A 13,441-nucleotide genomic window follows, 5' to 3' on the forward strand; every position below is an offset into this window, starting at 1 on the left:
AATTCTTGACGCAATCCACCACCGCCCCCACCAACACGACCATTGTGCACCGCACCGGACTGGCCGCCAAACTGTTCGACGAACAATACGCGCCACTGCCCAATGGCCTACCCGGCCCCCTCCCCCGGGCCATTGTGGACGCCGCCGACCCAGACGTAAATCCCGGTCGCGCACCAGGCCTGGCACACCACCGCGACGACGCAACCGGCCAGCAGGTCGATGAGCATCACCGGATGGCCTACTGGGAAGCCGCCGGCCAACGCCTCACCTGGGACACCCCGTTTTCCACAATCCACTCCTGGACAAAACCCGACCCGGAAGCTGAAGCAGGCCCGGTGGCCCGCTGGTATGAAGACGGTACTTTGAATGTTTCGGTCAACTGCTTAGACCGTCACGTCGCTGCCGGTCACGGTGACAAAGTCGCACTGTATTTTGAAGGCGAACCCAGCGACCGCCGCGCCGTCACCTACCAAGACCTACTCGAAGAAGTGTCCCAGACCGCCCATGCCCTCACCGAGCTGGGTATCAAACCCGGCGACCGCGTGGTCGTCTACCTGCCGGTGATTGTCGAAACCGTGGTCATCGCTCTGGCCTGCGCCCGCATCGGTGCCGTCCATTCACTGGTCTTCGGCGGGTTTTCGGCCGATGCGTTGAAGTTCCGGGTCGAAGACACCGGCGCCAAACTGCTGGTCACCTCCGACGGCCAATTCCGCCGCGGCAAAGCCGTGCCCGTCAAGCGTGCCGCCGACGAAGCCGTGGCAGGTGAAAACAACATCGAACACGTGCTGGTGGTCAACCGCACCGGCCACACCGACATCCCCTGGACCCCAGGCCGCGATGTTTGGTGGGACGATATCGTCGCCAAGCAACCCACAACTCACGAGCCGGAATTTTTCGACGCCGAGCATCCGCTGTTCATCATGTACACCTCGGGCACGACCGGCCAGCCCAAGGGCCTGGTGCACACCTCCGCCGGTTACCTGGCCCACGCCTCGATCACCTACGACTATTTATTCTCGAATCCTGATGTGACCAAACGTGCCGACGACGTCCACTGGTGCACCGCCGATCTAGCCTGGGTCACCGCGCACACCTACGAAATGTACGGCCCGCTATCCAACGGCGCGACCCAAGTGATCTACGAGGGCGTACCCAACGCCCCGCACACCTCGCGCCACTTTGAGATCATCGAACGCTACGGGGTCACCAGCTACTACACTGCGCCCACCCTGTTGCGCTCGCTCATGGGCTGGCACGAATCCGGCCCCTCCGAGGAATACGATCTTTCCTCCATCCGGCTGATCGGTACCGTCGGCGAGGCCGTCAACCCCGAGGCCTGGACCTGGGCGCGCAACCACATCGGCCGCGACACCCCCGAGGGCGTGCCGATGGTCGATACCTGGTGGCAATCGGAAACCGGCTCGACCATCATTTCCCCGCGCCAGACCGACACCACGTTCAAACCTGGTTCCGGCTCACGTCCATTGCCCGGCGTCAACGTTGCCGTCGTCGACGACGCCGGCAACCCGTCGGAAGCCAACGAACAAGGCGTCATTGTCGTCACCCGGCCCGGCCCCGGCGCGGCACGCACCGTGTGGGGCAACCCGGCACGCTTCTACCATTCCTACTGGGATACCTACCACTGGGCAGAAACCGGTCGCGGCTGGTTTTTGGCCGGCGACGGTGCTAAAACCGACGACGACGGCGATATCTGGATTCTGGGGCGCATCGATGACGTCATCAATATCTCAGGACACCGCCTGTCGACCATCGAGATCGAGTCCGCGCTGGTGTCGCACCCGAACGTCATCGAAGCCGGCGTTACTCCGGTCCCCCATTCAAAAACCGGACACTGCGCGATTGCGTTCGTAGTGCCGCGCGGGGATTTCACCGACGACGCTGCCAAAGCCGAACTCACCCAGCTAGTCGCCAAGCAGATCGGTCCCGTGGCGAAACCAGCTGACATTGTATTTGTACCGGATGTCCCCAAGACCCGCTCGGGCAAAATCATGCGACGATTGCTTACCCAGCTCTACACCGGTGACACACTCGGCGATACGACCTCACTGCAAAACGAACCAGCCGTTGCCAAAATCGCTGAGGTACTCAAAAACCGTTAAGTTCAGGGCGTGGTGGCCGCGCGACCGTCACACCATGACAGCTTTGAGCGGTCCCACCAGGTCGCCGTGGGCGTCGTCGGCAAGCACCACGTTGTTGACTCCAAGCCATTGGGCCAGGACGTGCAGTTCGGCGCCCAGCTCGTTGACGACGGTGGACTCGTCCGGCCGGGTTGAATCCACAACCTGCGGGCCGGGTTGCTCTGCGTAGGCGGACGCCACGACGAGCGCTCCTCTGACGCGGTCATGTTTGAGATCGACGCGAGCCATCAAGTGTTCGCCTAGCAGAAACGGCAACACGTAGTAGCCATATACGCGCTTCGGTGCGGGCGTATAGATCTCCAGCCGGTAGTGCATGCCGAAGAGTTCAAATACACGACGCCGTTCAAACACCAACGGATCAAACGGCGCCAACAACGCCCGCGCCTGGACTTGCCGGGGCACCCGGGCTGCAACATGCATCCACATTGGCCGGTCCCACCCGGGCACCGTGACCGGGATGACTTCGCCGATGGTCTCCAGTGCTGCGATAGCTCGCCGGGTTTCGTCGTGTTTCAGTCGGAAGTAGTCGGCAAAACACCGGACCGTACCAATGCCGTGGGCTCGAGCTGCGATTCGGATCAGCTCGGTGATCGCGGCTTCTCGCGCTATCGGCGACTGGGCGCGCACCGCAGGCGGCAGGACTCGCTCGGTCAGGTCATACACTCGTTCAAACTGAGCGTTGCGACGGGCCGGGGTGAGTCTTGCCGTGTCGAATAAGATTTCCAAGGCGGTTTTGGCCGGTGTCCAGGACCAGCCCCAGTGGTGGCGCGGTCGATGGCTATGTTCCGGGTCCAGGTGGGCTTGGATGTCTCGACTCGTCAGTGGCCCGTGCTCGGCCACTACACTGTGCACCCGATCCAGTAGCCCCGGTTGTGCATCTTTGAAGCGTTCGATGTCCATGCGGCCCCAGCCCCGACGATTCCAGGTCAACAATGGGAAGGTAGTGGCGGGCACGTAAGAAGCTTCGTGGGCCCAGGTCTCTACTATCCGTCGCGGTGCGCGACCCGTTGCGCGATCCACCAGGGCAGTGTCATATGGTCCAAGCCGTGCAAACAACGGCAACAGGTGTGCTCGTGCCAGGACATTGACCGAATCAATTTGTACGACTCCGAGGCGTTTTACCGTATCGGTGATGTGCCGCAGTGTGACAGTTTCGGGCCGCTGACGATCCAGTCCTTGCGCTGCGATAGCGACACGACGGGCCTGGGCCAGGCTGAGTCTTCGCACCATTAGAACCCCGCCAACAAGGCAAACATATCATCGACGCTCACCCGCCGGAATGATTCGGTACGCACGAGTCGTTCTCCTTGTCGCCGTAGGCGTTGTGCAGCCTGCAAGCGAACCGCCTCACGGTCGACCTCGTCTTTGCGCTCCAAGACAGATTCAACCCACCGATCGATGTCAGCGGCAACCGAGGGGCCTGCACGGCCCATGGAGTCTGGTGCTGCTCGATATTTTTCTAAAATAGCTTCGCGGTCGAGGGTCCGAGGAATATTGGCTTCGAAAGATGGATGGTCAGATGACAAGACGACCTCGGCACCGGCACAACGACCGCTGGCGTGATAGACGAAGCACGAGGCTAGAAGGTTTCGGGCCGAGCCGATGTCTGCAAAAGTATTGGCACTGTCTTTGAGCAGTTCAGGATCACCCGGCGGACTGTCTGGCACCGCTAAACGTGTGATGCCGCGATCTACTATCGCTGCCAACAGGTCGGCCGGACGCGATGCATCACAGAAGACTTCTTTGCGTGGGGGCCAGAAATCGAACGAACTATGATCCCCGAATCGACCTCCGACGTGGAACATGTAAATTTCTGGGTACATCGGCTCGGCATCTCGGCGTGCGGGGTGGATGTCATAGAAATGCACAATGGCCGCTTGGATGAGCAGGCTCGCGCCGAAACTTCCGTACGGTTCGGTGATCAAGAATCCGTATCGGTCATGTTTATGGCCCTCGGGAAACAGCGCCTCGAGGTCAGCCCCCTGCTGGTGAATCGAGATCTGCAAGTTTTCTGGTCTGAGCTGATGTGCGACGTGCACGGTGTTCCTCCCAGCCCTCGAAGTCGACTATGAGTTGTGAGTCTAGGGACCGAAGGCAGATCATTCAATATGCAGCGGATGGTCCTCAGGAGACTCGACCACCGTGCGCGATCGATTCAAGTAAGGCTCTACGTCACGTCCGCAGTGGGTCAGGCGTGGGCAAGGGACCGGCGCAGAAATGCGAGCTGGGATTTGATGACTTCGTCAAAACGCTCCAAGAATCCGTCGAAATGGCCGGCCGAAAAGGTGCGCAGCTCAGCAATCGGCGCGCGTTGCGCTAATCGACGCATGGGCGATGAGGGCACCATAGTGTCGTGGGTAGCGAGTCCGATCCACAGCGGACAGGTGATGTATTTAGCATGCCGGATCGGGCGGATCCGAAACGGCGGCTGAGTCGGTTTGACGAGAATATCGTTGCGCCATAACGACTCTTCGGCACGTAAGGCCTCAAATCCTAGCGCAGCCTCTTGTTGATTGAACAAGGCCAATTGGCGAGATGGCGCGGTCACCGGCATCCGAATCGGTTCACGAATCCACGAGGCCCGAGCCGCTGCAGCCATACGGCGCAAGGAATTCCCTACGCCCGAGGCGGCAGAGAATTGCAAGCCGTCCAGAAATGGGCACAACGTCAGTACTGCTGCCACCTGTTTATCCTCAGCAGCCACGTTGATGACGTGTCCACCGCCAAAAGAAAACCCCCACAGGATGATCTGTGCGGGATCAATGCCCTGCACCGAACGCGCGAAGGCCACGGCGGCATGAATATCTTCGCGTTGCTGTTGGTAGTCAACCAGCTGACGGGGTTCACCCTCGCTATCGCCAAGGTAGCGGTAGTCAAACAACAGGGCGGCATAACCTGCAGTTGCGAATCGTTCAGCAAATCGAGGATATGCATCTTTCCGCGTCAGGTTCACACTCGGGGCCAATACGACGCAGGGCACCGCCTTCCGTGTGCTGAGCGGGCGATACAATGTCGCCGCACACCTCACGCCTTTAGAGGTGAAGGTTCGTTCTTCTGTTTGAAAATCGGCGTGCCGTTTCATGGGCGACTCCTGTCGGTTCCCAGATGCCAACCGGTGCGGTTCACCGATTGCGCCACAACGTCGAAGTTATCCTCATCTTACCTTGCACGAAATACGATAATGACGGGACCCGTCAGCAGGATCCCGTCATCATCGTGTGCAGTTTTCTATTTCGTCATGTTGTAGCTGTTGATTCCAGTCTGTGAGGTTAGCGAACTACGTCACGCTCATCGCGGTGTTTTGTATGCACACTGCGCGAGCCTGCGGCACCGGTCAGACCGGCAACCACTGCACCTACGAGTAGACCTCCAACAGCCCACCATGCACTGGCTGCAACATCGTCTTGAGCTTGCTGAGTGGTATCTTCAAGCTGCTGTTGCGTTTGATCCAGCTGCTGCTGATCCACTGGTGGGTCCTCGGCGGCTGCACCGAGATCCTCGGTGGTTACTGCACCACCTTCCACCGCGCCCTGGACGACGTTGCCTACCGCACCACCAAGGGTGCCAAGCACGCTGGTACCTAACCAACCGATGAGCACCAGGATCGCGACGATCGACGTGGCCCAGGTGCCAATCCCGTGGAGGAAACCAGCACGGACTGCGAGCGTTCCCGCTACGAAACCGGCGAGGGCTAGCGCTACTAACAGCGCTACCGCACTCCAGATGCCCACGGCCATGCCGCCGACTCCCTGGAATCCCAGGCCAATACTGACCAGTCCGAAGACGAACATCAGCGCGATAAAGGTGACGACACCTGCAAAGATTGCACCCCAGGAGACATTTGCACTGCCATGAACGCGCTCATCGGTGCCGATAAATGCATCACGGGCAGTATGGTCCGGGACGGGATCATGAGCGGTGGTGTACTCCCGAGTCGTGTGCTCACGAGGAGAACGTTCCTGATCGGGTTGGTGAGACACTGCCGATGCACCAGCAGCCTGCGCAGCGTGCTCACCACGTTCAGCTTCTGATCGCCTTCGAGGTTCGTCGCTACCGGGTGGATTGGTCTGAGTCATGATGACCCCTTTCCGTTCCAGGACCCTGTTTCAGGTCGATGTGAATCTTACGAACTTCCCAGTCCACCAATTAGCGAGTGGTACCACGACGATCAGTGTCACCGTCAGTTTCGACGTCAATTTCTTCCTTACGGACGTCGCCTTCAACAGTTTCGGTATCTACAACCTTGCGTTTGCCGACGTTGACCTTTTCGGTGGCAACGGTTTCTTTGCCAACGACCGGGCGTTCTTCATGCAGGGTGATAGTTTCTTCTACTTCCCCGGTATCGTCGATCGTCCCGGCGCGTGCCGCAGGTGAGCTTTCGTCAATTTGTTCGCGTTCAACGACGAGCTCTTCGCGTTCTACTGGGACCTCAACTTGTTGGCGTTCGGTTACGACGCGTTTGCGCAATCGAGCTTGACCAACGACACGCTCTTCTTTACCTACTACCAGGTGCTCTTCGTGAGCGACAGCTTGCTCGCCGACATCCTGGCCAGCTGCAACGCCTTGAGTATCGGCGGCTGGGGCGCCAGCGATGCCTTCTGTATCGCGAGTCGGAGCGGCAGTACGGTCGGCTCCGAAGTCGAGGCTGTAGTATTCAAAAATCTGGCGCTCTTCGGATGGTTCGATGTGACCGTCCGGATCAACATTTGGAGCGTCTTTGATGAAGTCCTTGGTGTATGGGACCTTCAGATCGCCATCGGCAATCCGGTTTGCGGCCTCAAGCGGGACAAACGTCTCCTTCATGCCAAACAGTCCGGTAGCGACAGTGATAAACCGCGGTTCTCCGGTCTGATCATCGAGGTAAACCTCTTTGACGTCTCCCACCTTGTCGTTGTTCTGGTCGTAAACGGTGGCACCGTCGATGTTCTCTAGATTGAAGTTGTTAGTCATTGTCATGCACTTCCTTTCTGAGATGCTGGGCCAATGCGGATCACGATTGGCCCTTGGTTGCGACTCTAACGGCCGAGTTTTTCACTGACAACAGCCGTTTGCCTCTTGGTTTTCGCAGCGATGAATCGTGTGTTACCGCCACGGATAGCCTGATAATGCGCTGTGCATCGCGCGGAGTCGCTGGGGCTACGAGATAAAATCATTCCAGGTGTGAACCCTAGGATTCGCTGGCGGTATCTTTGACATGGCGTGCAGCTCGTTGTGAATCGTCTTTGAGGTCTTGAGCGTGGCTTTGGCCTTCCTCTTTGACGTTTTGTACACTCTGGGAAGCAGTGTCCTTCACTGCTTGTGCAGCCTGCTGAGCCTGTGGTTTCAGGTGCTCACCAGCCTCCTGCGCAACGGACTTCGCTTCATCAACCAGTGGTTGTGCGCGATCTTTGACCTTTTCAGCAGCGTCTTGCTCTGTGCGAGACGCCGGGATGAGCGAGGCGGCTAGCCAACCTGCCCCAAAGGCAATGAGCCCGGCGGCCAAGGGGTTACCACGGGTCCCAGAACTGATTTTGTCTGGGAGAGTTTGGACGGCTTCACCCGCCTGGTGCGCCATATCTTGCGCTCGTTCACCGGCTTGCTGCAGTGCACCAGAGTCACTGCCGGCGTCCTCATCGGGTGTGCCCATGATCGACTCGCGAACATTTCTGACACGGTCTCGAACGCGATCTTTTTGACGTTCTACCACTTTTGTCGGATCGACCTTTTCGGCGAGCGCATCAACATCTTGGCCAAGTGCGGCTCGGGTCTGTTCAATATCGGTTCGAATTTGCTCAGGATTGTTACTCATGGGGTCTCCTTCCTGGGATCAATGGTCGCAGGGATCTCTTCGAGGGTCTCCTGTGTCTTCGGCAGACCTTTGATCTGTTCGAGTTTCTTCTTGCCAACCATCACCAGAATTGCCGCGATAATGGCCCATACGACGGCGACGATAAGTGCCGCCCAACCGAGGTGCATGACGCTACCAAGGGCCCACATCAGGGCCGTCGAGAGGAACAGCAGCACAAAGATCGCTCCGATGGCTGCTCCAACTAGCATGCCGATACCGGCGCCTGCCTGTTTGGCAGACTCGGTGGCTTCGGCTTTAGCTAACTGGATTTCTTGGCGAACCAGGGTGCTGAGGTCTTTGGATAACCGGGCGAACATTTCGCCTAGTGATTCGTTTTCGGCCCGGCGTTCGGCCCTGGTATCGGGTGCTTCAGTGGCACCTGTGGTGATATCACGTGCGGCTCGATCCGGATGGCCGGCATCAGATACGTGCCGGGAATTCATAGGCGACCTCCCAAATCTGTACGTGGGTGTTCTACATCTGGTTGAACACCGAGTGTTTCAGTCCCGCGCACCGGCTGGGTTGCCGAAGGGCGCGGAAGGTGGCGATCGGTGGTGCCACGGTGTTGGGGCGTTGAGTTGTCTTCGGAGCCGGTATCCCGAAGTCCGCGAGTGAGTCGACCGGCCAACAGCCCGGCACCGGCGGCCAGAAGTAAGAAGGTACCGGGACGGCGCGAGGCAAATCGACGGACGTCGTCCAACAGATCCGCAGGTTCTTTGGTCTCCAGATGCCGGGTCAATGCTTCGGCGCGATCGGCCACGGTAGAGACCGCACGAAGTACCATGTCCGACTGCGGGCTTTCGCCGCGGCTGATGCGCTGCAGGTCGTCAGTCACGGTGCGGGACTGCTCGGCTAAGCGTTGTTGCTGCGTCGAAGCTTGCACGCCGACTTCATCCTGAACCGACTTGCCCAATGATTTTGCCTGGGTCATCGCTTCGTCTTGTACAGCGTGAGCCTCGTCCTTGGCGGTGCCAGCCAAGTCACTGGCTGCCGACTGCGCGTGATCTTTGAGTCGATCCGCTTCTTGTCGGGTGGCCTCTTTGGGATCCTTACCGGTCCCGGTCGAAGCCAGGGGATTTGATGCTTCCGGATTCGTTGTCATAAGTGTTCCTCCGTTCTGATTCCGACGGCGTCTCCGTCGGTACCGTTGGGGTCACGAACAAACCGTGAATGTATCGCTTCCATTTTCGACACTAACGAAACGACTGTGCGTCCAAAACAGCTGTTGACCGACATTTTCTTAACTTCTTTGGATTCCGTCTGCAATTTTTCGACATTTCCCATGCTGGCATGGGTTTTCCGCATAATTCTCGAGAGCATTTTGCTCGTCCAAATCGTCAACATTTGTGCAATATTTGAGCGTATCCTGGGAGGTCAAGACTTGTTTCCCTCATACAGCGTAAAAGTTAGCTTAGAAAGCAGCATGTCAGACCAGCCCCGAACGACGAAACCTTTTGCCAATGCGTTCCAAATTTATGCGCCATCGCTTATCTATGCGATCGGACTGGGCGCGATCATGCCGGCCATCGCGGGAGCCTCAAGTCGATTTGGCGTCTCACTTGCCGTCGCAGCTAGTACTGTCACGCTGATTGGTATCGGCTCACTGATTGCTAATGCCCCGGCCGCTCAATTAGCTTCCCGCGCCGGAGAACGTCTGACCATGATCTTCTCAGCGCTAGTCGGCACGCTGGGCGTCACGCTCGCGTGGGCGATGGTGGCCGGCTGGTTTCCGCTTCAGCCCCCATCTGATTTCGTCGGCTATATGGTTGGCATTTTAATGATCGGGATGGCCGGGGCCGGCTTCAATCTGGCGCGGCAGTCCTATCTGGCGGTCGCGGTGCCCGTATCCCATCGAGCTCGAGCGATGTCGCTGCTGGGCGGCATGTTGCGCATCGGGTCATTCGTCGGACCATTTCTTGGCGCCCTGGTGCAGAGCTTTATGGGCATGCAGGGCGCGTTTGCCGTGGGGGCAGCATGCATGGGCATCGCCGTCGTCGTGTCATTATTCATTGAAGAGCTCGTGGAACCCAACACACCGTCGCACCTGGAATCGACGACGACCAACCCGATCGAGATCATCACGAACCCCACGATGACGTCACTGGCCAAACAACACTGGCGAGTACTGCTGTCCACGGGGCTCGGCGTGCTGTGTCTGGCAGCAATGCGAGCCTCGCGGACCGCGGTGATCCCGCTGTGGGCCGGGCATCTGGGGCTCAGTCCCGCTCACGCTTCGTTGATTTACGGGGTCGCCGGAGCAATCGACCTGGTGATGTTCTACCCGTCCGGGCTGCTCATGGACCGCAAAGGTCGCCGGGTGGTGGCCATATCCTGTTTAGCCGGGCTGGCGATCGGCACGGCAGTCGTGCCATTTACCGGCACCGCCGGCTGGCTCATGGTGGCCGCAGTGCTCATCGGGTTGGGCAACGGCTTTGGCGCCGGGATCGTGATGACGCTGGGTGCCGACTACTCCCCCGACATTGGACGACCGAAATTCCTGGCCCTGTGGCGGCTGCTATCCGACACCGGCACTCTCTCTGGTCCCCTGCTGATTTCGGCGGTTACCGCCGTCTCGACGCTCGCTTTTGGCATCTGGTCGATTGCAGTTCTGGGGTTTGTGGGTGCCGGCATCTTCGCGAAATCCCTGCCACCCGGGCCGGGATCGGTCGCCCGACAAACCGAGGCACCCACCAAACCTGGGAACTAGGAGAAGTCAGTGATGACGACGCGATTCACTTTCGGGTCGCGAATCATCTCGTAGCCTTGATTGACCTCGCTGAGTTTAATTTCTGCCGATACGAGATCGTCGAGGTTCAGACGCCCTGCTTGGTATTGCTCCACGAGCATCGCCATGTCACGCTTCGGCACGCCCGATCCCATAAACACACCTTGTACGGCCTTACGTCCGAAAGCGTTGTGCATAGGGACCGTGTCAAGCGTATCGGTAGGTGAACCCATACCGATCTGATAGAGCGTTCCACCGCGGTCTAACATGTCATAACCCTGCTGTGCCGTAGCGCCAATACCGACGACGTCGAAAACCGTACGCACACCGTATCCACCGGTCAATTCCTGAACGGCAGCCACGGGATCAGTTTCTGCAGAGTTGATCGTATGCGTTGCACCGAAAGCCTGAGCGGCATCGAGCGATTCTTGATTGACGTCGATCGAGATAATCTTGCCGGCACTGGCGAGTTTCGCACCCGAGACAACGTTCAGTCCGACGCCGCCAGCGCCGATAATGACAACGTCTTCACCGGGTCGAACTTTGGCAGCGTTCAGCACGGCGCCAGTTCCGGTGATCACTCCACAACCCAGTACCGCAGCTTGAGCGAACGGCATATCGTCCGGCAGTTTGACCAACATATTTTCGTGAATCAATGCCTCCTGCGCGAACCCGCCCAGTGCCATGCCTTGAGTCAGTGGCTGACCCTCAGCATCGGTCAACCGGGGTGCGTCGTCGGCACCGCGGACCGTGAGTTCTGGTGAACGACATAGTCCAGGCTCACCATCGAGACACTGTTCACATTTACCGCAAAATTGCACAAGGCAGGCTGCGACATGGTCACCAACAGCGAATTCGGTGACATTTGGGCCAATCGAGGTAACAACGCCCGCGACTTCGTGCCCGAGCACTGCCGGAGGCGGGTAGTTGACCGCTAGGCTCATCTCCATGTGGTCTGAGCCGCATAGGCCCGAGGCTTTCACCTCGATACGTACTTCTTGATCGATCGGATCGGCGATCTGGATGTCTTCTTCAACCCAGCCGGCGCCGAGTTCTCGCACAACCATTGCTTTCATGGCAAGATACCTCCATATTCATGCAAACGTGGTGTAGTCCACGTAACGTCACTGTAACGAACCTCTCTTCTCCTGCGCGTCCGGAATGCCGGCCCGTCAACAGGCTTGCACAGAATTCCAACAATCCTGCACGGGAGTGCTACTTAACCCAGGTCACATTCTGGCAATCTGGAATAATGAACAGGTCCCTCGGTGGACTACCAGACAAAATACGGAGGAATGCATGCCCACAACGCTGACGACACACGAAAACTTACTGGATGCCATCACTGTGGACGACGGTCACCCCATCTACGATCCTGCCAACGGCGAATTGATCGGCAAGACAAAAATGTCAAAACCGCAAGACGTCGATGCCGCCGTCGCGAAAGCCAAAGCGGCACAGCAATCGTGGGGTGCCCTCTCCCCTGCCGAACGTTCCGAATACCTCCACAAAGCCGCCGACGCGGTCAAGGCATCCGCTGAAGCTCTCGCACAGATCCTGGCCCGCGAAGTGGGTAAGCCACTGAACGGCCCGAATGCTCGTTTTGAAGCTGGCGCGTGTGAAGCCTGGCTGCGCGCCAACGCTGATTTCTCACTCGAAGACGAAGTTTTGGTCGATGATGAATCGGGCAAAGCAGTGTTGAGCTATGTTCCGCTGGGCGTCGTTGGAGCCATCGGTCCGTGGAACTGGCCGATGATGATTTCGGTCTGGCAATTGGCTCCATCGCTGCGGATGGGGAACACTGTGATTTTAAAGCCGTCCGAACATACTCCATTGTCTGTCCAGGCCTTAGTCGCGGTGCTGAACCAAGTCCTGCCCGAAGATGTTCTGCAAGTCGTACCCGGTGCCGGCGATATCGGTCAGGCGGTTTCGGAGCACCCTGACATCGACAAGATCATGTTCACCGGCTCGACCACAACCGGTCAAGCGATCATGCGAAGCGCCGCTGCAGATCTGAAGCGCCTGACTCTGGAACTGGGCGGCAACGATGCCGGTATCGTCCTGGACGACATCAATATCGAGGAAATGGCTGAAGACATTTTCTGGGGTGCGTTTATCAACACCGGCCAGACCTGTGCGGCACTGAAGCGTCTCTACGTTCCTGCCGCAATCTATGATGAACTCGTCCAGGCGCTTGGCAAAATTGCCGCCGAAACCCCGATGGGACAAGGTGTCTCCGAAGAAAATGTGTTGGGCCCGTTGCAGAACGAAGCCCAACGGAATATCGTGGCCGACCTTGTCGAAGAAGCCCGCAAAGCTGGAGCAACCATCGTCACCGGCGGTAATCCAACAGCCGATGAGGCAGGCTACTTCTACCCGGCAACTATCGTGGCCGATATTGACCAACAGAACCCGTTGGTGCAAATCGAACAGTTCGGGCCCGCCTTGCCGATCGTCAAATACGATAACCTCGATCAGGCCATTGAATGGGCTAACGAACTTGAAGTGGGCCTCGGTTCCTCGGTGTGGTCGTCCGATGAACAGCGTGCTCGTGAAGTCGCCAACCGTCTCATCGCTGGTACGACCTGGATCAATAAGCACGGTGCAGTCGATCCCCGTGTCCCATTTGGCGGGGTCAAGAAATCCGGCATGGGCCTTGAATTCGGTGTGGAAGGCTTGAAGCAAGTCGCCCAACCGAAAGTCACTTCGTACTAACGCAAGCCACTCTTA

Annotated in this window: 12 protein-coding genes; 3 read left to right on the forward strand and 9 right to left on the reverse strand. The window is 58.4% G+C overall.

What is annotated here, in order from left to right:
• The first annotated feature begins 233 nt into the window (after positions 1-233).
• Complete coding sequence (gene acs, locus FB556_RS09920; protein WP_141867748.1) at positions 234-2,120, forward strand: acetate--CoA ligase; 1,887 nt, start codon at positions 234-236, stop codon at positions 2,118-2,120.
• A 27-nt stretch (positions 2,121-2,147) separates the two neighbouring features.
• Here acs and FB556_RS09925 read toward each other — a convergent pair whose 3' ends face one another.
• From FB556_RS09925 to FB556_RS09960, 8 genes are all read right to left on the reverse strand, one after another.
• A complete protein-coding gene (locus tag FB556_RS09925) occupies positions 2,148-3,389 on the reverse strand; it encodes a winged helix-turn-helix domain-containing protein (protein WP_141867212.1) in 1,242 nt (413 codons plus the stop codon).
• Positions 3,389-4,198 (reverse strand): hypothetical protein, encoded by an 810-nt coding sequence (locus FB556_RS09930; protein ID WP_141867213.1) that lies wholly within the window; start codon positions 4,196-4,198, stop codon positions 3,389-3,391. Before FB556_RS09930 ends, FB556_RS09925 begins: the two co-directional genes overlap by 1 nt.
• Before the next feature lie 149 nt (positions 4,199-4,347).
• Positions 4,348-5,241, reverse strand: a complete 894-nt coding sequence (locus tag FB556_RS09935; RefSeq protein WP_141867215.1) for an alpha/beta hydrolase — start codon at positions 5,239-5,241, stop codon at positions 4,348-4,350.
• A 187-nt stretch (positions 5,242-5,428) separates the two neighbouring features.
• Entirely contained in the window at positions 5,429-6,235 is an 807-nt protein-coding gene (locus tag FB556_RS09940) for a hypothetical protein (protein WP_141867217.1), read from the reverse strand.
• 70 nt (positions 6,236-6,305) lie between these two features.
• Entirely contained in the window at positions 6,306-7,115 is an 810-nt protein-coding gene (locus FB556_RS09945) for a DUF2382 domain-containing protein (RefSeq protein ID WP_246057373.1), read from the reverse strand.
• 211 nt (positions 7,116-7,326) lie between these two features.
• A complete protein-coding gene (locus tag FB556_RS09950) occupies positions 7,327-7,947 on the reverse strand; it encodes a DUF3618 domain-containing protein (protein WP_141867219.1) in 621 nt (206 codons plus the stop codon).
• Complete coding sequence (locus tag FB556_RS09955) at positions 7,944-8,429, reverse strand: phage holin family protein (RefSeq protein ID WP_141867221.1); 486 nt, start codon at positions 8,427-8,429, stop codon at positions 7,944-7,946. The genes FB556_RS09950 and FB556_RS09955 overlap by 4 nt, the downstream gene beginning before the upstream one ends.
• A complete protein-coding gene (locus FB556_RS09960; protein WP_141867223.1) occupies positions 8,426-9,088 on the reverse strand; it encodes a hypothetical protein in 663 nt (220 codons plus the stop codon). Before FB556_RS09960 ends, FB556_RS09955 begins: the two co-directional genes overlap by 4 nt.
• Positions 9,089-9,409: 321 nt before the next feature.
• Here FB556_RS09960 and FB556_RS09965 point away from each other — a divergent pair, with 321 nt between their 5' ends.
• Positions 9,410-10,693: an MFS transporter gene (locus FB556_RS09965; protein ID WP_141867225.1), complete on the forward strand. Its 1,284-nt coding sequence runs from the start codon at positions 9,410-9,412 to the stop codon at positions 10,691-10,693.
• On the opposite strand, the gene FB556_RS09970 is transcribed toward FB556_RS09965, so the two are convergent.
• On the reverse strand, positions 10,690-11,787 hold the full coding sequence (locus FB556_RS09970) for a Zn-dependent alcohol dehydrogenase (protein WP_141867227.1): 1,098 nt from the start codon (positions 11,785-11,787) through the stop codon (positions 10,690-10,692). The two genes, FB556_RS09965 and FB556_RS09970, sit on opposite strands and share 4 nt — an antisense overlap.
• Before the next feature lie 223 nt (positions 11,788-12,010).
• On the opposite strand from FB556_RS09970, the gene FB556_RS09975 reads away from it, so the two are divergent.
• Positions 12,011-13,426 (forward strand): aldehyde dehydrogenase family protein, encoded by a 1,416-nt coding sequence (locus FB556_RS09975; RefSeq protein ID WP_211344022.1) that lies wholly within the window; start codon positions 12,011-12,013, stop codon positions 13,424-13,426.
• Positions 13,427-13,441: the final 15 nt, after the last annotated feature.

The organism is Enteractinococcus coprophilus (assembly GCF_006716305.1).
Taxonomy (GTDB): domain Bacteria; phylum Actinomycetota; class Actinomycetes; order Actinomycetales; family Micrococcaceae; genus Yaniella; species Yaniella coprophila.